This window comes from Dysgonomonas termitidis (assembly GCF_054657735.1).
In genome coordinates this window covers 269,813-292,825 of record NZ_BAAHYD010000001.1, presented here as the reverse complement: position 1 = coordinate 292,825, position 23,013 = coordinate 269,813, and the positions used below count along the sequence as shown (strand labels likewise).

Annotated in this window: 22 protein-coding genes and 1 pseudogene; 1 reads left to right on the top strand and 22 read right to left on the bottom strand. The window is 41.5% G+C overall.

What is annotated here, in order from left to right; translation table 11 throughout:
* Nucleotides 1-20: 20 nt before the first annotated feature.
* The 3 genes from ACYQ3L_RS01235 to ACYQ3L_RS01225 form a co-directional block, all read right to left on the bottom strand.
* Nucleotides 21-2,498 (bottom strand): DUF4116 domain-containing protein, encoded by a 2,478-nt coding sequence (locus ACYQ3L_RS01235; protein ID WP_379998283.1) that lies wholly within the window; start codon nucleotides 2,496-2,498, stop codon nucleotides 21-23.
* A gap of 24 nt (nucleotides 2,499-2,522) precedes the next feature.
* Nucleotides 2,523-4,394 carry a hypothetical protein gene (locus ACYQ3L_RS01230; RefSeq protein ID WP_379998285.1) on the bottom strand — a complete coding sequence of 624 codons (1,872 nt, stop codon included), beginning with the start codon at nucleotides 4,392-4,394 and terminating at the stop codon, nucleotides 2,523-2,525.
* Nucleotides 4,395-4,576: 182 nt separating this feature from the next.
* Complete coding sequence (locus tag ACYQ3L_RS01225) at nucleotides 4,577-5,011, bottom strand: TraQ conjugal transfer family protein (protein WP_379998287.1); 435 nt, start codon at nucleotides 5,009-5,011, stop codon at nucleotides 4,577-4,579.
* A gap of 42 nt (nucleotides 5,012-5,053) precedes the next feature.
* Here ACYQ3L_RS01225 and ACYQ3L_RS01220 point away from each other — a divergent pair, with 42 nt between their 5' ends.
* Nucleotides 5,054-5,338, top strand: coding sequence for a YciI family protein (locus ACYQ3L_RS01220; protein ID WP_379998289.1), 285 nt, complete (start codon nucleotides 5,054-5,056; stop codon nucleotides 5,336-5,338).
* Here the strand turns inward: ACYQ3L_RS01220 and ACYQ3L_RS01215 are convergent.
* The 19 genes and pseudogenes from ACYQ3L_RS01215 to ltrA form a co-directional block, all read right to left on the bottom strand.
* Entirely contained in the window at nucleotides 5,335-5,910 is a 576-nt protein-coding gene (locus tag ACYQ3L_RS01215) for a conjugal transfer protein TraO (RefSeq protein WP_379998291.1), read from the bottom strand. The two genes, ACYQ3L_RS01220 and ACYQ3L_RS01215, sit on opposite strands and share 4 nt — an antisense overlap.
* Before the next feature lie 3 nt (nucleotides 5,911-5,913).
* Entirely contained in the window at nucleotides 5,914-6,909 is a 996-nt protein-coding gene (gene traN / locus ACYQ3L_RS01210; protein WP_379998293.1) for a conjugative transposon protein TraN, read from the bottom strand.
* A 46-nt stretch (nucleotides 6,910-6,955) separates the two neighbouring features.
* A complete protein-coding gene (gene traM, locus ACYQ3L_RS01205) occupies nucleotides 6,956-8,263 on the bottom strand; it encodes a conjugative transposon protein TraM (protein ID WP_379998295.1) in 1,308 nt (435 codons plus the stop codon).
* Nucleotides 8,241-8,588: a hypothetical protein gene (locus tag ACYQ3L_RS01200; RefSeq protein WP_379998297.1), complete on the bottom strand. Its 348-nt coding sequence runs from the start codon at nucleotides 8,586-8,588 to the stop codon at nucleotides 8,241-8,243. Before ACYQ3L_RS01200 ends, traM begins: the two co-directional genes overlap by 23 nt.
* Before the next feature lie 255 nt (nucleotides 8,589-8,843).
* On the bottom strand, nucleotides 8,844-9,125 hold the full coding sequence (locus ACYQ3L_RS01195; RefSeq protein ID WP_379998300.1) for a TraL conjugative transposon family protein: 282 nt from the start codon (nucleotides 9,123-9,125) through the stop codon (nucleotides 8,844-8,846).
* Nucleotides 9,126-9,137: 12 nt separating this feature from the next.
* Nucleotides 9,138-9,761, bottom strand: a complete 624-nt coding sequence (gene traK / locus ACYQ3L_RS01190; protein ID WP_379998302.1) for a conjugative transposon protein TraK — start codon at nucleotides 9,759-9,761, stop codon at nucleotides 9,138-9,140.
* Between the two features lie 35 nt (nucleotides 9,762-9,796).
* Complete coding sequence (gene traJ, locus ACYQ3L_RS01185; RefSeq protein WP_379998304.1) at nucleotides 9,797-10,879, bottom strand: conjugative transposon protein TraJ; 1,083 nt, start codon at nucleotides 10,877-10,879, stop codon at nucleotides 9,797-9,799.
* Between the two features lie 2 nt (nucleotides 10,880-10,881).
* A complete protein-coding gene (locus tag ACYQ3L_RS01180) occupies nucleotides 10,882-11,511 on the bottom strand; it encodes a DUF4141 domain-containing protein (RefSeq protein WP_379998307.1) in 630 nt (209 codons plus the stop codon).
* Nucleotides 11,512-11,601: 90 nt separating this feature from the next.
* Nucleotides 11,602-12,543, bottom strand: coding sequence for a fimbrillin family protein (locus tag ACYQ3L_RS01175; RefSeq protein WP_379998309.1), 942 nt, complete (start codon nucleotides 12,541-12,543; stop codon nucleotides 11,602-11,604).
* A gap of 61 nt (nucleotides 12,544-12,604) precedes the next feature.
* A complete protein-coding gene (locus tag ACYQ3L_RS01170; RefSeq protein WP_379998311.1) occupies nucleotides 12,605-13,555 on the bottom strand; it encodes a fimbrillin family protein in 951 nt (316 codons plus the stop codon).
* 94 nt (nucleotides 13,556-13,649) lie between these two features.
* Nucleotides 13,650-14,531 carry a fimbrillin family protein gene (locus ACYQ3L_RS01165; RefSeq protein WP_379998313.1) on the bottom strand — a complete coding sequence of 294 codons (882 nt, stop codon included), beginning with the start codon at nucleotides 14,529-14,531 and terminating at the stop codon, nucleotides 13,650-13,652.
* Complete coding sequence (locus ACYQ3L_RS01160; protein ID WP_379998315.1) at nucleotides 14,531-15,457, bottom strand: fimbrillin family protein; 927 nt, start codon at nucleotides 15,455-15,457, stop codon at nucleotides 14,531-14,533. The genes ACYQ3L_RS01165 and ACYQ3L_RS01160 overlap by 1 nt, the downstream gene beginning before the upstream one ends.
* Before the next feature lie 47 nt (nucleotides 15,458-15,504).
* The gene (locus tag ACYQ3L_RS01155; protein WP_379998317.1) at nucleotides 15,505-16,398 is read right to left on the bottom strand and encodes a hypothetical protein; all 894 of its coding nucleotides are present in this window, start codon (nucleotides 16,396-16,398) and stop codon (nucleotides 15,505-15,507) included.
* An 11-nt stretch (nucleotides 16,399-16,409) separates the two neighbouring features.
* Nucleotides 16,410-18,617, bottom strand: a complete 2,208-nt coding sequence (locus ACYQ3L_RS01150; RefSeq protein ID WP_379998319.1) for an OmpA family protein — start codon at nucleotides 18,615-18,617, stop codon at nucleotides 16,410-16,412.
* 33 nt (nucleotides 18,618-18,650) lie between these two features.
* Nucleotides 18,651-19,193, bottom strand: coding sequence for a DUF3575 domain-containing protein (locus tag ACYQ3L_RS01145; protein WP_379998321.1), 543 nt, complete (start codon nucleotides 19,191-19,193; stop codon nucleotides 18,651-18,653).
* Between the two features lie 19 nt (nucleotides 19,194-19,212).
* Nucleotides 19,213-19,659, bottom strand: a complete 447-nt coding sequence (locus ACYQ3L_RS01140) for a hypothetical protein (RefSeq protein WP_379998323.1) — start codon at nucleotides 19,657-19,659, stop codon at nucleotides 19,213-19,215.
* 33 nt (nucleotides 19,660-19,692) lie between these two features.
* The gene (locus tag ACYQ3L_RS01135) at nucleotides 19,693-20,397 is read right to left on the bottom strand and encodes a hypothetical protein (protein WP_379998325.1); all 705 of its coding nucleotides are present in this window, start codon (nucleotides 20,395-20,397) and stop codon (nucleotides 19,693-19,695) included.
* A gap of 18 nt (nucleotides 20,398-20,415) precedes the next feature.
* Nucleotides 20,416-21,000: pseudogene (locus tag ACYQ3L_RS01130) on the bottom strand (TraG family conjugative transposon ATPase); the annotation flags it as partial.
* 109 nt (nucleotides 21,001-21,109) lie between these two features.
* Complete coding sequence (gene ltrA, locus ACYQ3L_RS01125; protein ID WP_379998327.1) at nucleotides 21,110-22,921, bottom strand: group II intron reverse transcriptase/maturase; 1,812 nt, start codon at nucleotides 22,919-22,921, stop codon at nucleotides 21,110-21,112.
* Nucleotides 22,922-23,013 lie beyond the last annotated feature (92 nt).

The window sequence follows — 23,013 nt, the reverse complement described above, 5'->3', positions numbered from 1 at the left end:
TGAAGAATAATTATTACCTGCTATATTCTTCTTCCTTTCTTAGACCGGGAATTATCCGTATCAGACATGGCTGTTTTATTATCCTGTTTTTGGCTACGGGCAATAACAAACCTGTCCTTTATACCGTTATATGATAGAAACCTGTTATTGAATATTTGCCCGCCGCTCTTTACTTCTTTTACCAATGCAGAACCGCCCTGATAGATTCCCTGCACCTGATCAAAGTTCAGCCTATCTTTACCGGTCAGTATTTTTTCCAGTCTCTCATTAAAACTATATATGTTTTTATTCCTTTTTATATCTTCAGGAACATCCTCTTTTAGCCCGGGATTTTTTTTCGTCGCCATTAAATATAATTCAGCTGTACGTCGATTCTGAGGAATAAGAAGTATTGCAGCCGGAAACATAAAAACAGCCACTTCACAAAGCTTTTGCGAACAATATCTGTCCGGGGTTAGCATCAGGATATCTCTTACTTTATGTGTATGGTAAAGAGCAAGCAGGGCAAGCTCTTCGTTTCTAAGTCTTTCAGGAACAAAGTCATAGCATGCACCATCAGCCATGACTGCTTTTTTTGCGATTTCTTCATTGTAAGCATTTTCATTTATGGAAGAATAGAGTGGTATCGATTCGGTCTTCGATTTAAATTTCTCAATCGCATTTAGTATGATGTCGGGAAATGGGATGTCCGGCATAATACGGTAATTTTTAATATTTGCCGGCTTTTCGCAATTATCCAATGCTGTTTGACAAATTTGTTTGGTCTTCTTTCTTTCCGGAACAAATTCCAGCTGGTATCCATCCCTTTCGACTGCTGACAGGCACATCTGATAGCTTCTTTTTTTTTCGGGTACCCATTTTAATGCTGTTTCGTTAGTCTCTACGGCAAGTTTGTATATCTTTTTTGTTCTCAGGTGTTCGGGGATATAATCGAACACTTCACCAAAAGCTCCCGTCTCTTGAATGGCTTTCAGGCATAAACCTTCCGTTTTCAGATTATCCGGCACGAATTTGAAGCAATTTACATCCAGATCGACAGCCAATTGAACAATATCGGGATTTAACACATCCTTTCGTATAGCTGTAAAGACTTCATACACATCGATTTTTCCGGCTGCTTCTTTGAGGTACTCCAAACAAACTTTAGGAAACGGAACATAGGCAACAAGCCCTAAATGTCCGTATCCCAGATCCGGTGAGGCATCTTTAGCAGCAAGGCACATTTGGGGAGTTTTCATCTCTTCAGGTACATGCTGTAACATCCATCCGTTTATTTTAACCGCTTCATCGTAAAACCCGGCAGTTCTGATTTCCTGAGGAATAAGCCCAAAGCAATCGATGTCCTGCTTTATCGCTTCCAGTGCAATTTCCTGGTTAATTATTTTGTCAGGAAACCTTTTTGATACATCGGTGGCATCATTAATATCTACGGCATCTTTAAAGATATTCAGACAAATATCAGGGTAGGGGATATACTTTGCTATTGAATAACCTTCATAACCTATATTTAAAACCTGACTTAATGCCGAGCAACACATGTCTTTTGTCCTTTTATTCTCCGGGACAAACTGCAAAGCCCAGCCGTCATTCGCGATGGCAGCCTCGAATAGTTCGTCAGAATGGAATTCCTGCGGGACATACTTCAACGCCATACCATCATCATTAACGGCATTCAGGCACATTTCTGCGGAAATAAACTCACCGGGTATAATTTCCAGGGACATTCCATCCCTGCGGGCCATCGCCTCGGCGATTTTCTGATTGATTGCAAATACAGGCACATGCTTTATGTTGTCATAATCGGCATCAATAGCTGCAAGAATTACACTTTCCGTTTTACAGTATGTAGGTAAACCTGAAAAATGGCCTGTCATGCGGAAGTCGTTCTTCACAAGATAAATGTCCCTTTCATGCTTCCTGACCAGATCACTTAACCTTTCAGTCCTGATTTCCTCACCCGGCAATATTCCGAGTTTTTGCATTGCTTCTTTCCCGATTGTATTTTCGGAACCGTATATTTTATGATTCAACACCAGAAACCTGTCGGTTGGCCACGGATAATTAACCAGGCCTTCCAGCTCATTTTCATAGATTAAGCCCAACCGGCAACACTGTTCTGCAATTTCCGTTCGGGGCAGGTCTTTATTTGTTTCCAACCAGTAGAAATCATAGATATTATCTTTCAGCAGTTCTTCTATTTCCACAGATGGTATTTTATCAACAGCTGGCAGCCCAAGTATTTTCAGCATTTCAGCAGGGGAAATACCAGATAAATTCTCCGGCTTCTTCTCCGATACACCATCAGTCCATGTCCAGGCTTTTTTATTGTGAACCAATAATGTAATTTGACTGACATCTTTCTCTTTTAAATCATTAAAATATTCGTTCTCGTCAAAAACCGGCTTTATATCTAATCTGCGGAATAATCGAAAAGCAGAGGATATCTCCCCCGGATTAAGATTCAAAAAATAAGTCTGATTAATCATATTATTTTCCATAGTGTTAAACTATTAAATAGATATTTACATTTTTAGCCCTTTACCTTTATCCGGAATTGTATTTTTCTGTTTATTTTCATTACTCTTTGTATCCCGGACACTATCATAATAATTTAAGGATTCTTTTTGTGAGTTATATTCAATTTCCACTTTCCGTGGAATCTGGTTTGTAGGTTCGGTATAATCGATTTCCACTTTTTTCCCTTCGTACAAGTCCTTGACCTGCGAAAAATTTAGTGACACTTGTTCCTCGACCAGCATACCAAACCTGTACATATTCAGTTTCAGATCATTTACAATAGATTCCGGCACATATTTCTGTAGTGATTCATCCTGTTTAACAGCCATCAGGCATAATTCCGGTGTCTTCTTGTCTTCCGGCAATAGTTGGCGGATTGCCTCGGGAAATTTGTTCACGAGTTCACTACATACTTTATCACTCATAGAGTCTTTAGGTATCGCATAAAGAGGTTTCATATCCCCTGTACCTCTTATTGCCTCTATACAAATGTTTTCATCCTTCAGATGAAACGGGATATCAGGAAGGCATCCCGCATCCCGTTTTATTAATTCCATTGCCATAGGGGTGTTTATGACATCACGTTCTATATATGTCAACAACATTATTGGTGAACAATCTTTGTATCCCTCAGACTTCAATGCTTCCAATATCAGGTTTGGATAAGGAATTGCACGAAGTATTCTGGCCTTATCCATTTCTTCCAATTCAGAAAACAGGGACTGCCTGCATATTTCTTCCGTTTTATACCTGTCGGGAACCTTATTCAATAAGATGGGATCAGTTTTCAATGCCGTAAATGCCATTTCTTCGGAAATAAATCTGTCAGGTATATCGTGTATTGACTCTTTATCGATTCGCATCGCAACATCGGCAATTTCCTGATTGAATACGTTTTTCGGGATTGACATAAATATTAGAGAGAATTCTGCGGGTTCTGTATATTTTCTGAGTAAATCGATACAAACACTGCTATAAGGGATATTTTCCACGAACGGCATCAGCCGCAAAGGGTCTTCAGTATCCTCTCTGATCCTTTCATAAGCTTCTATGCACATCTTTTCTGTTTTATATTTGTCAGGTATATAGCAAAAAGTATTACAGTCCCTTTTAAAAACATCCATGCATAGTGTCCTGTCAATTTTGTCGGTAGGAATAAACCCGAGGTTCTTAGGATTCATTTCAACGATATCGCTGATAAACTTCCGGGTTAAAAAATATCCGGGTACATCCTTTATGTTGAAAGGATTATCTTTTACAGCTTCCATACAAACCGGTAATGTGCGGCTAAAATAGGGGATGTAGCTCAGGCATCTTTCTTCCAATGCCTTGAGGTTTTTCCGCTGTCTGGAGATCAATTCGTCAATTGGTTCGGGTGGGTTATTAAAATTGTCCCAATCCAGTCCTATGGTATCCATTGTATCCAGTGTATGCTTTTTGCTGTTGCAGGGATATACGGTATTATTAAAAGCTAAAAATAAGGAACTGGGGTTCTTTGTTTCAAAATCTCTATAGTAAGATCTGTAATCCAGGCCTAATTCCAGCATCTTTTCAGTCGCTTTACCCATATTGTTCTCTGTTGTAAAAAAGAAGGCGGAGTAATGCCCGTTGGACATCCTGAACCGGTCATCCTCTACATCGCTCATTGTATAGACAGGTATTTCCACGTTTTCTCTGTAAGCTTGCGGGAAATCAAAATCGTTTACAATTCTCTTACCGGAGATACACCACTGCTTATTTTCACGATCATGCAGGATATTGGACTTTTTAATATCATCAGCATCTATCTCCAGCCGGTCGAGCAATCGCTTTCTTTCAGGGGGATCTAAATCCGGTACCAGATAATAATTTCCATAAATATTTATATTGTTATCCATTTTATAAGTATTAAATTATCCGGACGGCAAAAGAGACGTCCGGACAAATGATTATTCAACTTCTTCACCCCACAGCTCAATATCCGTAGGAGCATTCCGTATGCTTACAGCCATCCATATCCATGATATAAACTGATAAGCTACTAAAAAATAGTATGTTGCATTCATCTTTCAGTTCTAGTTTATTCGTTATTGTTCTCGTCCTTACTGTCATAGTTGAAACTAAGGTTTAACGTGAAGCTATTTCCTTCTGAATCAAAGAAGTAAATGTCGATGTTGTTTTGCTCTTCCGATCCGGCGGTGAAAAAGAGCCTGAATGTTTCCCTGTCCAGGTCGTAATAATCGTTTGGCAGGAATATGGTTCCGTCGTCGAGCCGTAATGTACCCTCCCCATCAGTTTGGAAATAACGAAGTTTGTATGCCGTATTTTTATAATATCCGCTGCGTTCTATCTGGCACCGGATTTCGGCAGTTTCTCCGACTTTGAGCTTTTGGGGTACCGGAAGGTAAGTAACCTTGAATTCATAAGACTGCTTAAGATCAAGATCGCTGCTACAGGCACATGCGATACATGCAATCAGTATCGTGTATATTATATATGCTGCTATTTTTCTCATATTGATTTATAATTTTTTAATTTTACGTCAAAATTGATCGCTATGTTTATTTTCATTCTAACCTATCAAAAACCGCTTAATGAGGTTGAAAAATATCTGGGTATGCACCGCACTTACCTGGATATAAATTATAAAGAAGGACATTTCATTGCTTCAGGACCTCAGGAACCTCGTACCGGAGGTGTTATCCTATGCAGGGCGGTAACAAAAGAGCATGCTTTAGAAATAATGAAAGCCGATCCTTTTTATATCAATAAGATTGCAACCTATGATATTATCGAATTTCTTCCAACCAAATACGCTGATGGTTTTCAGCGGCTTATCTAATTGATAATAAACTTTACACCCACGTTCAACTGGAAATGAAAATCCGCAACGGAGGATGAGGGCAGAAACCGTTCCCTGGCTCCGACAAGCAAAACGAGCCTGTCAGCCAGATAGGTTTCCGATTCAAGAGTGATAGCTCCTCCATAAAGGAAATTATCTTCGTTTTGGATAGTCGTTCCGTCTTTCAACACTTCTTTCCCCCAATTGACTGTTTCGTAACCGCCTAATAATGAAATTCCCAGAGATAAGTATACTGTTTTGGAATTATCAGATAAGAACTTAAAATAATGTCCGGCTTCCCCGGTGAACTGTGAAACGGGAATATACATATCCCCATACCGGTGGTTTTTCTGTAAATATTCCCCACCGAATACCCATCTGTTCCCGCTCCTGGTATAAGTAGCCAGTGCAGCACCCAAAGAAAATGCCTGTCCGTCCTGTTTGCTGAGCTTAAAGCCATCTACTGCCCCTGCTGTGACCTGTATCCCTTTCATTCCCGGAAGATAACGCTGGGCATGTGCCTGCCCTAAAAAGGCAAGGCACAATACTGTAATTAATATCCTGATCTTCATAACTTATCTTATTTTAAGTTCATTGATACGCTCGGCCCTGACCAGATCTTCGTTTTCAATGACAAAAGACTGGTTTCGCCCTCCGTTTTGTTCATAGAGGTCAAATACGAGCTGTTTACCGTTGGGTATCGTGATTTTTTGAATAGCCAGTACGGTGCGTTCCACAGCCTGTCCGTTCACCCGTGTCACATAATTATGGGCGCGAACAGGGACAATAAGGGTTTCCTGCACGGCAGTCCTCTTGGCTACTTTCTTATCGACAATTTTCATGCGGATAAAATCGATATCATAAGGCACGTTTGTTGAGTTTTTAATCTGGGTATGCAAATACAGCATGCCGTCATAGGCATAAATACCCTTCAATAGAAACTGGATACCGAATTTTTTACTGCCGATATGCTTATAGATACGCTTATCATTGTCATAAATGGACTTCATGATCAGTTTGACCAGCTTTGGGGTTTCCTTGCCTAATTCAGAGAGATAAATATCCAGCGAGTTGTTCGGACGGTTGACGGCTTCCCCGTCATGAGTGAAATCTTTCAGCTCGATATTCAGTTTTTGGGGTTCATCCGCATATTTGACATTGAACGAATAAAAACTACCTTCATCGGTGACTACCGAAAAATTCGTTTCAGTCGAAAAATCCCTGATCGCAGCTTTTACACGCAGGATATTATCCACTCCGTCCGCTTTTCCGGCAACAATATTGGCAGAACCCAGATCCACATAAACAATCGGGGAGGGGAATATCAGATGAACAGTCTTGTCAAAAGTGACCTCGATGCCGTGTGGCGGAATCATCCGGTCATACATGATCTTACGGGTAAGTCCGTAATATAAGTCACCCGAAGACGGGTTGATTCCTGTTCTTATACCGTCCGATTCGGGAGATTCCTGTGCCTGCTTTTCCGTAACAGGATTGTTTTCTTCTGTATTCTGTGCAAAAGCCGGTATGGATAATACCGCTAAGAATAATGCTATAATTAAATTTTTCATATGCCTATTTTTATTAATTAAATGTTTATTGGATTATTTAAATCGATCACTGTTTTTCAGGATAGAGTAAAACCTTATGGCCCGCTTTAAGATTTATCTTTACCATCCTTATTTTCTTGGCAAAAAGCTGTGATGCCCCCTGTATAACACCTTTTGTCAGGTCGGAAGCGATTTGTGCACTTGCGCTTTGAGTCATGGTAAAACTTTGTCCCATACTGTTGCCCATATTGGCGGCAATTTCCTTAAGTGCATCCAGTTCCATAGAAGCAGGTATATATACTCCCTTGGTACCGTCCGTATCATAAATACTTATCTTAACCGGATAGATAGCTCCATCATATTCTATGGATGATACCTGTAAACCGAGCCGCTCTCCCTGCAGGTTGGCGTTGGCTGTGAGGATTGTATTGACAGGGATGGTCACATCATCGATAATAATCGCTTCCAATAGCCTCAAAAATACACTTTGTCCGCTCATTACCGTCTGGTCACCATGTATGCAGGCCTTAATTGTATTCTTATCCGCTTTGCTTTCCTGACTTTTAAGCGTATTAAACCCGAAATTCCTGGGTTGATCATACAAGGTTATCAACTCGTCATTCGAGTAATCCTGCCTTAAAGCCGATACTGTCCTGTCGCGAGCCTGCCTGACTGGAGAAATCGTCACCTTTTCATTTCCGTTCTTAGATGATCTGACAATCTTATTTTTCATATCCTGCGCACTCAGGCCTTCGCTGATATTCTCAGTAAAAGCCGTTTCATTCGGGTATTGAACATTACCGGCAGTCTGTGTCTGTGGCATATACTTTGCCGCCAGTTCATAAGATTTCTCCATTAAAGCGATCTGCTCATCCATTGAGGACTGCTTGCTTTCTTTTTCAGTAAGCTTATCCTCGAGTTCCTGCATCTTTTTCTTCATTTCCTCTTTTTCCGGATCATAGGCCGGTTTTTCATAAAATGTGCCCAGAGTCCGGTTGATATCCCTGTAAGAGGAAACCGAGTTTCCGATAGCAGCATGCCTTTCTGATTGCTGCTGAGGTTTTAATTCCTGTTCAGGTAAATCGATCCCGTCGTTATTATTCTCCCGGGATTTGAGCATGGATGAATAATCCTGCAGGTTCACCATATCTTTAGAATTCCTCTCTTTGAGGCTGGCCTGTTCATAAGCATCCCTTTTATCCTCAATGATTTCGTTATTGGTCGGGTCTGGAATCTTATCATTATAACCGATACCCAGCTTCTCTTTCTCCTTCTCATCTGACGATGGTTTGAAAATCAACCAGATGCATGCGGCAAAGGCAATGCCCATCAGGGCGAATACCGCATATTTCTTAAGCTTTTGCCTGTTGTTCATAATATTTCAGTATATCATTTAAAATATTGCGGATGCTATCCTGTTCAATCCTTTTTTTATCTTCCGGTAAAGAGTTAACCGGGCTATCAATTAGCTCAGTCGGGTTTAAAGAGTCGATCCGTAAAATAATCGTATTGAATTTCTTATCGATATTTTCCTCGATCCTTTCGATTTGATCCCTGTAGTCCCAAAACAGGAATACACTCCTGTCATACATATCGGATAATTTTATTCCTGCCCATATAACCCCACCGCAGACAAGCAGAATAAGGATTGTCAGGATACCTATCCTTCGTTTGATGTTTTGTTCATTGTTAAAGCTCATAATTAGTCGTTTTAAAGATTTATAATACTGTCAGGATCTAGTCCGCAGCTTAACAGATACTCATTTCTTATACTGTCAAAAGCACTCTTTGAGGGGTTTTCTTCAGGTAAATATTTTTCCTCCGGGGTATTGGAGTCAATACCTAGAGAGATTTTCTGCCTGTTAACAGGAACTGAAAACAGGATGTCCAGAAAGATTCCTGTCAGCGTACAGCAAAACAGTAGCAGTATCCAGTTCCGTAAGATTTTATTACAATTAATCCGTTTCATCAGAACCTCCTTTCAGTGAATCACCGGGATATGTATTATCAGATGTTATTATTTCCGGTTGTCCGATATGACGGATGTTCAGAGTGTTGTTACCGTTATTACTACCCATACTCTGTATAGCCCTGAAAGTCATATATAAATTGGCCAGGGTTCCGACAAGCAATATGGACAGGATAATGACAAGTTTTTTTTCAGGAGTAATTTCCCCGACTATCTTTTTGAAGATATCTTCAAAGGCATAGCCTATTTCCTTTATCCTTTCTTTCATAGCCTGAAAATTTTAGCGTTTAATAACCCGTATATCCTTATTTTCCTTCACCTCGAAGCCTTCGATAAAGAATCCATGCGGATTATTCTCCGAACGGGACGAATTCATCAGTTTGCAGTTGGTTACCAGGCTTCTTTCGGTAATGTTGCTTTCCCTGATAATCATTTGCCTGGCATAAGTATTTACATCATACGGATATACGCTGAAATTGCAGATGATACTATCTACCTGTATATTCTGGATAATATTTCCTGAGATAAGCCGGTTATAGTAACCCTTTTCCGAGAGGTCTTTGTAGTAGTTGAACGCACTGCGGTCTGCCAGTAACAAAGCCCTTTGTATATTACTTTCGATGGCACCTTTTTCCGGAGCCAGGGTAAAGAACAGCTCATGGAACCGTTTGACATGCTCACGTGCTTCAACCGGACGGTTCTGTGACAAATCCTGTGACAGAGCCAGCATCAGGGATTTCCCATTGTCCAGCACATAGATCTTTTGCCGCTGTTTTTCGGCAAAATCGTAAGCGCTATAGATGGAGTAGCCTGTAATACCTGCACAGAGGCAAATAAATATAATGGCAAAAACCCGGAGTTGCCTGAAGCTGGTTTCTATATTCAATAATGATTTAAACTGCATATTCTAATTGTTTTAATAGAATTGATAATTGCTTGTTAAGAGTTGTTTTGCCTGTTCTGTCTGCGGTTTTTTATACTTCTGACCAAAGCTCCTGCTCCCTGTTTGAGTTTTCCGCCGATAGCCCCTACACCTTTACCTGCCTGCCCGGCAATATTACCAGCGGCAGCTCCGGCAAGACCTCCGGCAAATGCTCCCCCTTTCATCGCCGCAGTATTAATACCCCTGCTCATGGCACCTCCGCCTCCGGCCTGTACAATCCATCCTGCAACCGTAGGAATAGTGAAATATCCGATAATCCCGATAATCATAAAGATGATATAAATTGCATCAGAAGAATCCAGTGAAAAGTCCGGGTCTTGCCTCATACGAATAATATCATTCTTGAGCATTAATACTTGTATACGGGCCAGGATACTGCTGAACAGGTCGGAAACCGGCAGCCACAGGTATACGGATATATAGCGCATCAGCCAACCGGTCAGGGAAGACTGGAAACCGTCCCATACTGCAAAGGCAAAAGCAATAGGCCCCAGGATGGCAAGGACGATCAGGAAAAAGGTCCGGACTACATCAATTACAAGAGCAGCTGCCTGGAATAATAGTTCAAGTAAATTCCTAAGGGCTTGTTGCAGCCATTTTTTTAACTGGAACATCCCCCTGTCGATATATAATCCCGCCTTAGATCCCACATCGGTAATGCCCAGCTCACTGAGTCTGGCTTCGAAAACATCGTCATCGACCAGGTAAGCCGTCTCCGGATTCCGTCTTTTAATCTCATATTCGAGTTGGTCACGTTGCTCTGCATATTGTTTCATATCCATGGTTTGTGTTTCTAACATGCCATGTGTACCTTGTACAATGGGACTCATCACACTATTTATTGTTCCGATAACAATTATAGGAAAGAACATAATACAAATACCGATGGCTATAGGGCGAAGTAGAGGAAACACATCGATGGGTTCCGCCCTGGCTAATGACTGCCATACACGGTATGCGACATAAAACAATGCACCCAGCCCTGCAATTCCTTTAGCTACCCCGACCATATTGCCGCATAAAGGCATCATATCGTCATATAGCTGTCGTAAAATCTGATGTAAATTATCGAAGTCCATAATTACCAGTATTTTTGGTTATCATTTCCGTATAGGGAGAGAATTCGCTCGGTTTCGCCTTTCTTTTTGGCTCTGAGATAGGAAACGCCTATGTTCTTATTGGTATAATAATTGACCAGGTTTTTGTAATTAAGGGCTTCTTTATAGCAATGGTCCACGACATCCATTCTGTCCTTATCACTTAATGACAGCGTCGAAATATTGACGACGGTCTTAATCTGATCCAGGACAATACTGCTTTCTTCCAAAAGGATAGCATAACCTTCGGCTATTGCATTTAGTTCCTCGATGCTAAAGTTCGGATCGGAGAGCATTTTCTGGAAACTGTTAACATATATGTCGGATATTTCACCAACTAAAAGGATTGTTTTCTGAACCTTTTTTGCGTCTTTAACCAGGTTATTTACAGACTTTAATGCGTCATAATATTCCTTGCCTTGGGAGTATACTTTTTGAACTTCTTTAAAGTTATTTAACATATTAGAGGCCGTCGAGGACGTTTGAACAATCTGGCGGGTCGTATTGACTATTCCCTGAGCCAGGTTGGAGGGATCTGCTACCACCCATTGTGCATGCATATTTGTTGTGAAGAGCAAAAGGCTCACACACAACATAAAAATCTTTGTTTTCATGTTGCTGATTTTAATTATTAAATAGCTGTTTAATCAGGGGCTATACTATGTTCTGAAGGTATAGCCCACTGGTTTATTTAAAGATTCATATTATTCAAGAAAAGCGTTTCCACCTGTCCCGTTTATCCAATCGGCAATTTTCACTTCACCGATACGTAGTTCATTCCCGTTGAGCAAGACGTCGTATGTATATTTAGTTCCCTGTTTCCACTGTGTCCCGGCAGGTACTTCCCAAGAGAATTCCTTCCCGTCGATATCGAAAGTAATGATAACCTCTCCCCGTAATGATGTTGGTAAAGTCGGAATTAGTAAAAGTTTCATATAATCTTTCTCATCCGTTGATTTATCATCGGGGATCATCAAAAGAGATGTACTGTTTATCTGGACCGTCCTGTCTGTTCCAGCCAGATCCGAAATTTCTCCGGTTTGTATATTCAGTTTTCCGCTGTAATGAACAACAGTCTTGTCCGGAGCATTGTAAATGCGGATTGCTACCAGCTTTCCCTGCCAGGGATAATTGGCTTTATAAATATTGAATTGCACCAAAGTTAATGCATGGTTCATGGTCAGGTTTACCGTCCGGTTATCCTTGTTGATGGCTGCCTGTCCCGGAGTATGTGTTCCATACATGTAGTCTGTCTGTCCGCTTTGTACAGGTATTTCCACCCCGTTGATATTACTACTGTTATACGGGTAATAGGCGAATATCGTTGCATTATGCTCATACAGGTTTACCGCCGGGTTTTGTTTCCAGATATCCCCGGTCAGTGTTGAGAGGATATTTCGCGAAGCGGAAGACGAATAGTCATCACCCAGGTTTCCATTTGTTATAAATAGTCCGAGCTTGCTGTCTTCCGGAAAATCGGAAACGGGCCCGCTTTTCAGAAGACTTGCCATTTGGCTCAAACCTGTTTTTATTACCAGTTGTGAAGAACTGTCACCTATGGTTTCCACCGCATCATCCTGATTACAGCCAGTAAACCATATCATACATAATGAAAGGAATATGCTTTTAATTAATATTGTTTTCATTTCGAAATAATTTAAAATTGTTTTTTAATTTTTAGTGGATATTCGGCATTCTGCCTCATTTTTAGTACAGGTTTATTTCCCCTTTAGCACCTTCCGTCCATTCTGTGATGATAATATCGTCTATTACCAGCTCCGTACCATTGAAAGTGACATTGTACAGGTACTTTGTGCCTTGTTTCCAAGAAGTATTTACCGGAACCTTATAGTTGTAAATGGCCCCGTCAATAAAAAAACGAATTAAAATACTGCCGTCGGCAGATGTTTTATTTACAGGCATAACAAGGACTTCCTGCGGACTTGCAGTTTCATCCTCTGTAATGGTATATAGTCCATTTGCATTTTCAATAAATGCAGGATCATAATATCTGTCTATATAGGTCATCTCTCCCGAAGCAATATTAAGCGTAGCTGCACTTCTCAGGTCAATTCTTCCGCTGATGTTCGCCACTTCAATCCGTGTCAGCTTACCCTCACCGGGATAATTCATCTTACGGATATTGAACCGGAGTAATGTCAAGGCATGTTTCATACGTAAATGCAGATTCGGATTGTCCCTGTTAATATTACCCTGTCCTTCGGCATTGGTCCCATACATATAGTCCATCTGATTGGTATGGTATATATTCATATTGGCTGTGCCGTTTGTATAAGCCGCACCGTAGGGGTAAAAAGCAAATACGGCAGCAGGAGTTTCTCCCAGTTTAACACTAGGAGTCAATTCCCATTTGCCTGATTTGTATTCTGCCTTCACATTGTTATACGGCCCTTGCGGGTAGTCACTTCCCAATGTCCCGTTTGTTACAAACAGGCTTAGAGCCGATCCTTCAGGAAAACTGCTTAAAGCGGCTTTTGTGGAACGCAAACCTGTCTCAGCAGAAGTTATTTCCGTTTGGATGCGTAAATCCACTTTCTGCCCCTGTGACGGGTTAACAACTTCATCCTCATTGTTACAGCTTGAAAAACCAAATACTGTAGCGGAGACTACCGCCATTGCTATAAATAATCGTTTCATCTTATTAAAAAATTAGTTGTTTATAAATAAGCTGCTTCACAGTTTTTGGCGCCTTATTCCCATTAGGCAGCTTCGGGTTATTTATTATTATTGTTTATTCGTACCAGGGCAGGCTTATCCCGTCTGTTCCCGCATCTATCCAATCCTCTATCCGTACATCTAAGATTTCGAGCAGGCGTTCCTGAACCAGTACCTTATAGCTATATTTCTTCCCGCTTTCCCATTTGGTTCCGGCAGGTACGGGCCAGTGTGCTTTCAGGTTATCCGTGTAAAAGTCGACCAAAATATCCCCGTCACATTCTACCTGATCGACGGGCACGACCATCAATGACACTTTTGACCCGTCATAAAAATGATCGGAATTCAGTTGCCATCCGTAAATTATCGCCGGATCGTTCCATCCTTCCAGGTGTTCCATCCTTCCGGTAATAAGGTCCAACTTGGCTCTGCTGTAAAGGCCTTGTCCCTGAATGGAGATAAAATCCAGCTTTGCGGCTTGGGAAACATCCATCCACTCGAACTCAAATTCAATCAGTGCCAGTGCGTGCTTCATGGTAAGGGACAGTACCGGGTTAGAGCTGTTGACGCTGTGCCTTTCACTATACAGGTAATCCGTCTGGCTGGTATGCTCTATCTCAAAAGAGGTAGCCACATTATTTTGAAGATCGTAAGGATAAGTAGCATATATGTCCGTATTATTTTCAGCAAGGGATACAGGTGTTTGTAATACCCATGAACTATTTTTATAATTCAGCTTATTATAGCCTGTCCCTTGGGGACTGTTTATATGTAAGCCGATTTCATCCCCTTCTTCAAAGAAGGATTTCGATGTACCATCCGATGATTTTAGAGAAAAGCCGACTTCTGCAACAGATAAGAATTTTTCAGATCCTTCATTTATCCAACTCTCCGAGTCATTGCAAGCACAAAACAGGGATAGTAGCATCGTGATTGTAAAAAGATATTTCTTTTTCATTAGTACCTGCTTGTTTGGGTTAATACTACATTGATATTTCCTGTTTCTCCGGAAGATTTAAGTGACCTTGCCACGGGAACCATATCCACCTCATAGGTATATTTGTTTCCCGATTGCCAGCAAGTACCTGCTTTGACAGGCCATGTATAGATCCGTCCGTCGATCTCGAATTCAAAGAACAGGTCTCCGTCATTCCTTACAGGTTCGATGGGCATGACCAGAATACGGGCAAACTCTTCTTCGCCGGAATATGGCTCATAGAAATTCATATCCTCGGGCGTAATGGCGGCTTTGTCATAATAGCCATCCAGAATTGCTATCTCTCCGCTTTCGAGGTCTAATACCCCCTTGCTCCTGAGTTGTGATACCCCGTCCGCATTATTGATCGAAACCCTTTGCACGGAGCAGTCATGCGGATAATTGTTCCTGATAAATTTAAACTGTACTAAAGCCAGTACATGCTTCATCACTATATCCGCATAAGACTTATCCCGGCTTACATAGTCTCCTTCTGCCTGCCCGTGCATATAATCGGTCTGACTGATATGCTCCACCTCTACCTGTTTAGCCTCCAGGTTCGCATGGTCTTCCAGCCTGAACGGATAGTATGCGAACAGGCGTACCGGTTCACTGCTTAAGAATACCGGCTCCGACAGCCGCCATCCGTAATTTTCCCGTACTGCATGGGGAAAAGGATATCCCCTGTGGTATTCCTGCAGGTACAGCCCGATCGCATCGCCGTTTGTAAATTCACTGATTGTTCCGCTCAATGATCCGCCCCTTTCGTTATAAACCGCTACCGATTTCAGGTGCAGTTCCGTTTCATTCAGGGAACCACCGCCATCCGGCAGATTCTCGTCCGAACAGGAAAAGAATAGAGCAAGAGCAGAAAAGAATAATACCGTTATTATTAAAATCTTTTTCATAATCGTATTGATTAGTTATGAAATAGTTAATAAAAAGGTCTGAGACCTTAGAGTTCAATAGTTCCACCATCCGAGACATCCCATCCGGTAACCTCCACTTCCATATCTATCAGCCCCAAACGGATCTCAATGGTTATATTGATAATCCGCGTGGTAAATCCGCTAAAGACATTTGTCAGGTCAATGGCTTCCCTGTATATGTTGCCGTCAGAAGTTTGCAGGGCAATATCCATCAGGTTATCTATCCTGCCTGTAGCCTGCTTGTCGGGATTGACCCCGAATACTCTCAAATCAGAGAAGAATACATTGCTTTTTTCTTCATTACGGACTGAACCAAACGCCAGCCATGCCGAAGATCCGAGTTCATCCAACCGCTTAAAACCGTATTTATAGGCAATACCGGAAAGTTCTCCGTTGATAGAACTGACACCCACGCCCGAATTATCTACCACTACAAAATCAATATTGATTTGACGTATAGCCGGTTTTAATACAGGCTCACTGACAACACGTTCAAAAGGAATCACCGTCAAATCAGCATTTGCTGCATACAAAGCCGGGGCCAGAACCGTATATAGCCTATCATTCTCTTTATACGTACTTACCTCTGCCTGTGCCGTTTCGGGGCAGTCCATACCCGAGAAACTGATGTCTTCCAATCCGTATGCATTACACGCCAGCACCTTGTAGCTTACTGCCCGAATGCCTGTCACCAATGTATCGGATGTAATACTATACGTATAATTACGCTGTGGCGATAGCAGATAGATGTCTGTCAGTAAAGGTTTCGTTTCCCCTTTCTCCAATCCCGACCAGTCCGGCCGGATTTCCACATCCCCATAATAAGTACAATCCTCCGAAAAATCGATCAGACTGCAGGATGTCAAAAACATACAGCAGATAAAAGACAATATCCATTTTAGATAATTTCTATTTTTCATACTCATTTTCATTAATCGTTATTTTCGTTATCGCTATCCTCTTCCTGATTGAGATTGTACGCCTTAATCAGCCTGTTGATTTCCGGGTCGAGCGTTCCCCGCCAGCGTTTAGTTGGATCGAGCTCCACAGAGTGCAGGTAGCGAGTAACAGCTTCCTGAGTCTTACCCAGCCGTGAGGCAAGAATAGCCAGCAGGTACTCGCTGTTTGCCGTTTCAGGTTCATTCAATAGTATATTGTATGCCGCCTGATCGTAACCTAAACTCATCAAACAAATAGCTGTATTGTAATCGTTATAGTCATGCAAGATCTGTAGGGCATCGGCATACCTGCGTTTTTTCATCAGCTCCATACTCCTGGCATATACCGTATCGGGTTCTGTAGTATGAATGGTATCTTTTATCATCCCCTTGCGATGTACATGGAAGGTAAAATCGACAGCCCGCAAATACGGATAGAGCTTTTCGCGGATATACTTGTAATCGGCAGGATATTTTGAGCGGATATCCAACTCTTTCCTGTCCGGATCACTCTCTGAAGCAATCAGCTCAAGAATAGCTTGTCTGTTTTCACTATCCAGAGAATCCGCTACCAACCGGGATAAGCCCTGCCAGTCTTCCCTTTTGGGATAAGGTTTCAGCATCCCGGCTATCCCTTCGATTCCCGATAGCCCTCCGCTTAGATAATTACCGATGGACTCGGCACGCCGTTTCGATAAAAGCATATTGGAAGGGTAGGAACCCTCCGGCGAACAGCCCGCAATAAGCGAAATACTATCCATGACAAACTCACCCGTTTCCGTCAGTTTATCCAGCATATCCTGCACCTTGTCCAGTTCAGAACGGTTATCACCCAAATCAATATCCATATTGTACTTACCTGTCTTAAAGGTGATATTGGCCTGAAGTGTAGACAGGGCTTTACGTTCGATAATTTTCAGCATATAGCGGGGAGTGGTATCCAGAAACTGTATCATGGACGATACGATATAATCCAGTGTATCGGAATGCTGCAACAGGTGGCTGTCACCACTAATCGACTGGGCGAAACCGTCCAGATAGATTTTCATCCTGCGGCTGTCTTCGTCAGCCATAACCTGTTGCCTGTAATAATATTCAAACTTACCTTTGTTATAGATGACCGTATCGAGCCGTGCCTTTTCGTTCTTCGGGAACTTCACCATTTCAGCAAAAGCGATATGTTTGTTGTCGATCAAGCTCTGGTTTTTGGCAATCTGACGGTCTTTGAGGAATCGTTTTTTTAAGAAGACCGAATCGGCAGCCGTTACAGGCTTGTAATCGTTAATAAATCCGGTAGCATATTTGTCCTTACGGTATTTCCACAAAGTATATTCCGGAGAGAACTCTCGCAAGAGATGGAACATCGGCAGCAGGTTTACGATCTGGTTGTATCGTTTGTTGTAAACAGAGGCTATATGTACCGTATCCTGACCGAAGTATTCGTAATGCTCTTTTATTCCTAAAAAATTCATTTGCTTTTTAAGCCAATTCCGGTTACGATACATCTTCCCGTTGAAAAACTCATAACGCTTGTTCAGCCGGGCCTTATACTTTGAATAGCCTGCATGATCCAAAGAGTCTTTGCGTATACGCATAAATTCAGACCGGTTATAACGGTCTATATAGTGGTGAAAAGCTCCGGTCCTGACAAAGTATTCATCGAAGAGGCTGTCAGGGATGATTTTTGAAAGATATTTATCAAACTCGGCATATTGTTTTTGCTGCAACTTTCTGAAATCATCACCGCTGATAACAAGGTCTTCAAAATCCGAAATATTGTCCGCTTTAATCAAATGCGGAGTCAGGTTCAGTTGCCACCGGCTGTTTATCAGTTCTTCGGGTACCGAGACAATAAAATCGACGTCAACTTTCCCGAAACGTTCCGGTACGTTTTTCATTTTTGCCGTTACGGTCACTTCTTTTAGCTGAACCGACAACTGCGCATTTCCGTCTTTATCCTTTTCTGTCTGTACATAAGTTGTTTTATTTCCAAACCGGTCCTTCATATCGATGACCGAAGGCAGTTTCATATCCCGTACCTTTTCCTTTGATTCTTCCACGGGCTGTACCGGCAGATGGATATTGGCCCGGGCCTCTTTGTCCATACGCTGCGTACCGCAAGATGAGAACAGGGATACAATCAGCAGTATTAGTGCCCAAAACAAATAGAAGAAAGGATATGTTATTATTCGTATATTCATAACTTTTTTAGATTAATAAAAAGGTCTGCGACCTTAGAATAAATAGATGAATGAAAGGGCGAGCTTGTTGGGGACAGCCACCCAACGCGAGTATTCTCCTTTTTGCCGTCCGCACTCCTCACACTCGTACTCGGAATAGTCCGCCCATACAAGCCCGATACCCCCTTCAATTTCCAGATTCCAGCGCGGCGATAAGAGCCATGCATAGCCTGCACTGATTCCCATTCCGAATGCTTTTCCATCATAGCGGCTGTCCTTCCATGTGATATGGTATTTGGAGCCGATGGCATTGACCCCGACAAATCCGTTCACATAGGATTCCAATAGCCAGTAGCGTACTCCCGGCATCACTGTGAAGTTTTGCAATTTTTTGTTATCCTTGAATACGAACGGATTGTAGTACACAGGTAGGTGTAGTGACCATTTTCGGTCCAATGTCATACTGACTTCCGCATTGATCGTTGCCATTCCAAATGCCGGGATATTCGTGCCCAGCGAATAGAACTGGGCACGTAATCCACTGCATGAAAAAAAAAGAATTGAAACCAGTATGTATTTGAATATTATAGTTTTCATATTTCCTTTTTCAGTGTTGTTAATTAGGATTAATATCAAGGGGGATTGCAGGATAAGATGCCCTGTCAGCTGCCATGCGTACCATAGAGAGATTTCCGCAAATACGTAACTGCTTATTATTCTGATCATGCTCTATAAAAATGGCATATGAATCCAGAATGAAATAGCAGGTGTCTTTGTATTCCCTGATAGGATAAGATTCCCTGTAATCTTCCGGCTGGCCATTCAGATCACGGATAGAAACGAAATAATTGTTATTTTCATTTCTTATCGACAGGCAGATCCCCAGATCCTTTCCGCCCCATTCACCGCATATTGCATCGGGTACGGTTTTGAAATCTGTATGTTCCTGCCAGCAGCTTCTGCTCTTGACGATATTTACCAGGTCTTTGAGTAAATCATTCTGCAGGAGCAGTAATCCCGTAAGGGTTCTTATATGTATTGTTTTATTGAAAAATCCGAACATATTTTTTTGTTTTTGACGTTATTAATATTCCCTTTAAATAACCTGTCGTTCTAGAGCAACGCGGGTGTAATAAGTACCGCCCACAAGTATCCGGTCTATAGCGGGGAAATAGGTGATATCGACACGGATGCATTCCAGTTCGAAAAAGAAAGCCTCGTATTCCTGCCTGATAAGGCAAGCTTCCGGCAGCACCGTTTTTCCCTCTTTCAGGAAACGCACCTCATATTCCGAGGGGATGCTCCTGGAGATAAGGATATTGGGGACATTGCTTTTGTTCTCCGGCATCCATTCACAGCATAGCCAGCCCAGTATGATCTTCCTGTTATACTCAAGAGACTCTTTTTCCTTCGGGTCGTCGGGTTCGGTAAGCCTGTCCGCCAGCTGCTCCCGCCATTCCTCTTCAGTCTCGATACGGCTTTTGAAAGGTATGTATACTGTTTCCCCGGACGACAGTTCCCCTGTTTGCGGATTATAACCTATCACGCAGCGTTTCCCGGGCAATACAAGGTTCATATCCTTATCAGCCAGCACCGGGTAAGGTTCGGATATTATTTTCTCCTTGCTGTCCATAAAAGACAGTCTGTAAGATCCGTCACACTCCATTTCAATTTCGAAGCAGGGAATGTCCGGTTCGCTTTTAACCGCCCATATACGGCTTATCCTGTGCAGCATCCGGAATTGTTCTACCTGAAGTTCCAGCGCCGCTTCATAATCTGTTTCCATATGTTTTGATTCCATACCTTTAATCTTAATTTGTTAATTATTACTCCTTTTATTCTCTGCCAGCTGCTTGATAGCCAGTTCTATATTTCCACCCAATTTATCAGCCAGTTGAAACAATTCCAGCTTTTCCGTTTCCTCTGTCGTATATGTCAGGTATTCTTCCATCGAAACTTCCGTGGCGTATACAGCCGATTGCATTCCTCCCAATCCAATCCATACTTCTTTATATTTACGGGAGGGATCGTTATCCATATTGATAGATAGTATCTGTGCCCTTTCCTTATCGGTTAGCCCCAACATGGCTTGTATTGCATCGAATTTGTTCATGTACTTGCGCTGGTCGAGTAGGATTTTGCAGTCCGAGTTATTGATAATGGATTCCTTGACGATAGGAGAGGAGATAATGTCTTCAACCTCCTGAGTGACAACGATTGCCTCTCCAAAAAACTTCCTGACGGTCTTAAAAAGATACTTTAAATATTCAGCCATACCCTCTTTGGAAATGGCTTTCCATGCCTCTTCCAGCAATATTAGCTTACGAACCCCTTTCAGCCTCCGCATCTTATTGATGAAGGTTTCCATGATGATAATAGTGACGATCGGAAAAAGGACTTTATTATGTAGGCTAAGTACCCAGCGCCGTATCATATTGCTATGGTCGGTTTCCAAGAACTCGCCTCCGAACCGTACGTACACCTTCCAGCGTATACGGCTCTCCGCCAAAGTATCAGTCTTTCTTTCCAATGTCAGTCAATTTATGGCAGCTTGTACAAAGCGAGATAGTTTTTCGACGTCTTGCAATCATGTGTTTTTCCCAAGGTTTCTTATTATCTAAACCTTTGAGCTTTCTTACATGATGCATATGTAATTTTCTATCTGTTGCTCCGCATAACTCACATACATTCGCTTTTAGCCTATCAACCAAACTAGTTGTACTTGTGCTAAATGGCGATATGAGATTATCTACCCATGAATGATGAATTGGGTTCTTTCGTTTGAAACCTTCGTTGTAAAAGACTCTGATTTTGTTTTGCCCTTTCTTATTCTTAAAGTGTACAGTAAATACTTTGTTTTGTTTGTACTTACGGGCAATCTTTACAACAGATGTCCGATATTTACAGGCAAAAGTTTTGTACATACTGTATTCCATAATGTACTTAAAGGCATTCATCACCGAAACGTTATTAGCTATTGAATAATAATTGTAGAGACCTCTGATTTCAGAGTTATACCTGTCCAAAATTTCAAGGTCATCGTTATTTATAAATTGAACACGCGCTCTGGGTTTCCATTGCTCTTTACCATTGTGAGTTTTGATTTCCAACGCACCATATTCGAGCAATTTCTTTTTCATCACATCCGTAGTCAATTTTAGATATACCTTTTTATTAAAGGCTCTCATAAGACGACCAGCTTTGTTCCTTTTGGTCAGATTGGATTTGCGGACATAGATTTCATATCCGAGGAATTTGGCAGATTTCTCAGAGTGAGTAATCAAGGTTTTTTCATCAGACAGTTCAAGTTTCAGTTTGGATTGAAGAAAATTCTTTATATCCTCTTTGATTCTTGTTGCGTCTTCTTTACTCCCGATTATTCCAATCAGAAAATCATCTGCATACCTCACATATTTCATCCGTCTGTAATCGCCATCCATTTCGTCTCCACATGAGATTAAGGATCTTTCCTTGTCAAAAGCTTTAATCTGTTTGATGATGATTTTTCTTTCATCTTTGTCAGTTACACTTTTTAGTTTCGCTACAGCAAGCCTCTTTCCATACTCATATTGAATACGCTCCTTATTTGCTTTGCGGTTTTCCCCTTTATCGAATTTTCGGATATATTCCATTATATACTTATCCAGTTTATCCAAATAGATGTTAGCCAATATTGGACTAATGATACCACCTTGTGGAGTTCCACTTTGGGTTTTATGGAATTGCCAATCTTCGATATAACCTGCATTTAGAAATTTTCTTATCAGGCGAATGAATCGTTCATCGGAAATGCGTTCTTTCAAAATATCAATCATTACATCGTGACTAATATTGTCGAAAAATCCTTTTATATCTCCTTCCACGAACCATTTTGCCCCATTAAAAGACTTTTGAATTTGAGCCAATGCGGTGTGGCAACTTTGTTTGGGTCTAAAGCCATAAGAACAATTTGAAAATTGTCCTTCGTAAATAGCTTCAAGAATCATTCTTATTACCTCTTGCACTAGCTTATCATCAAAAGCTGGTATTCCTAACGGACGTACTTTCCCGTTTTTCTTTGGTATGTACGTTCTTTTTGAGGGTTGAGGCTGATAACTTTCGTCTTTCAACGATTGTATCAGTTTTGCAATTCGATCCAGATTCATTCCGTCAACAGTTTTATTGTCCGAACCTGGTGTCATATTGCCTGGTTTTGCATAGATGCGTTGATAGGCAACATAATACATCTCTTCATTGAACAAAGCACGATAGAGCCTTTCGTATTTGTAGGCTGAATGCTTGCTGTGTTTCGCAAGACTGTTTAATACTCTTTCTGAATTTCTCATAATGTCTCTCACATTTTTCGTTAATTGTATTAAAACTACTTTTAGCTGCCTCCCTTCGCCATGTGCAGGTCGTTATCCTGCTCGGACTACTA

Bases quoted from the DNA above. Each gene is read 5' to 3' on its own strand.
- ACYQ3L_RS01235 (WP_379998283.1), bottom strand. From the start codon at position 2,498: ATGGAAAATAATATGATTAATCAGACTTATTTTTTGAATCTTAATCCG.
- ACYQ3L_RS01230 (WP_379998285.1), bottom strand. From the start codon at position 4,394: ATGGATAACAATATAAATATTTATGGAAATTATTATCTGGTACCGGAT.
- ACYQ3L_RS01225 (WP_379998287.1), bottom strand. From the start codon at position 5,011: ATGAGAAAAATAGCAGCATATATAATATACACGATACTGATTGCATGT.
- ACYQ3L_RS01220 (WP_379998289.1), top strand. From the start codon at position 5,054: ATGTTTATTTTCATTCTAACCTATCAAAAACCGCTTAATGAGGTTGAA.
- ACYQ3L_RS01215 (WP_379998291.1), bottom strand. From the start codon at position 5,910: ATGAAGATCAGGATATTAATTACAGTATTGTGCCTTGCCTTTTTAGGG.
- traN (WP_379998293.1), bottom strand. From the start codon at position 6,909: ATGAAAAATTTAATTATAGCATTATTCTTAGCGGTATTATCCATACCG.
- traM (WP_379998295.1), bottom strand. From the start codon at position 8,263: ATGAACAACAGGCAAAAGCTTAAGAAATATGCGGTATTCGCCCTGATG.
- ACYQ3L_RS01200 (WP_379998297.1), bottom strand. From the start codon at position 8,588: ATGAGCTTTAACAATGAACAAAACATCAAACGAAGGATAGGTATCCTG.
- ACYQ3L_RS01195 (WP_379998300.1), bottom strand. From the start codon at position 9,125: ATGAAAGAAAGGATAAAGGAAATAGGCTATGCCTTTGAAGATATCTTC.
- traK (WP_379998302.1), bottom strand. From the start codon at position 9,761: ATGCAGTTTAAATCATTATTGAATATAGAAACCAGCTTCAGGCAACTC.
- traJ (WP_379998304.1), bottom strand. From the start codon at position 10,879: ATGGACTTCGATAATTTACATCAGATTTTACGACAGCTATATGACGAT.
- ACYQ3L_RS01180 (WP_379998307.1), bottom strand. From the start codon at position 11,511: ATGAAAACAAAGATTTTTATGTTGTGTGTGAGCCTTTTGCTCTTCACA.
- ACYQ3L_RS01175 (WP_379998309.1), bottom strand. From the start codon at position 12,543: ATGAAAACAATATTAATTAAAAGCATATTCCTTTCATTATGTATGATA.
- ACYQ3L_RS01170 (WP_379998311.1), bottom strand. From the start codon at position 13,555: ATGAAACGATTATTTATAGCAATGGCGGTAGTCTCCGCTACAGTATTT.
- ACYQ3L_RS01165 (WP_379998313.1), bottom strand. From the start codon at position 14,531: ATGAAAAAGAAATATCTTTTTACAATCACGATGCTACTATCCCTGTTT.
- ACYQ3L_RS01160 (WP_379998315.1), bottom strand. From the start codon at position 15,457: ATGAAAAAGATTTTAATAATAACGGTATTATTCTTTTCTGCTCTTGCT.
- ACYQ3L_RS01155 (WP_379998317.1), bottom strand. From the start codon at position 16,398: ATGAAAAATAGAAATTATCTAAAATGGATATTGTCTTTTATCTGCTGT.
- ACYQ3L_RS01150 (WP_379998319.1), bottom strand. From the start codon at position 18,617: ATGAATATACGAATAATAACATATCCTTTCTTCTATTTGTTTTGGGCA.
- ACYQ3L_RS01145 (WP_379998321.1), bottom strand. From the start codon at position 19,193: ATGAAAACTATAATATTCAAATACATACTGGTTTCAATTCTTTTTTTT.
- ACYQ3L_RS01140 (WP_379998323.1), bottom strand. From the start codon at position 19,659: ATGTTCGGATTTTTCAATAAAACAATACATATAAGAACCCTTACGGGA.
- ACYQ3L_RS01135 (WP_379998325.1), bottom strand. From the start codon at position 20,397: ATGGAATCAAAACATATGGAAACAGATTATGAAGCGGCGCTGGAACTT.
- ltrA (WP_379998327.1), bottom strand. From the start codon at position 22,921: ATGAGAAATTCAGAAAGAGTATTAAACAGTCTTGCGAAACACAGCAAG.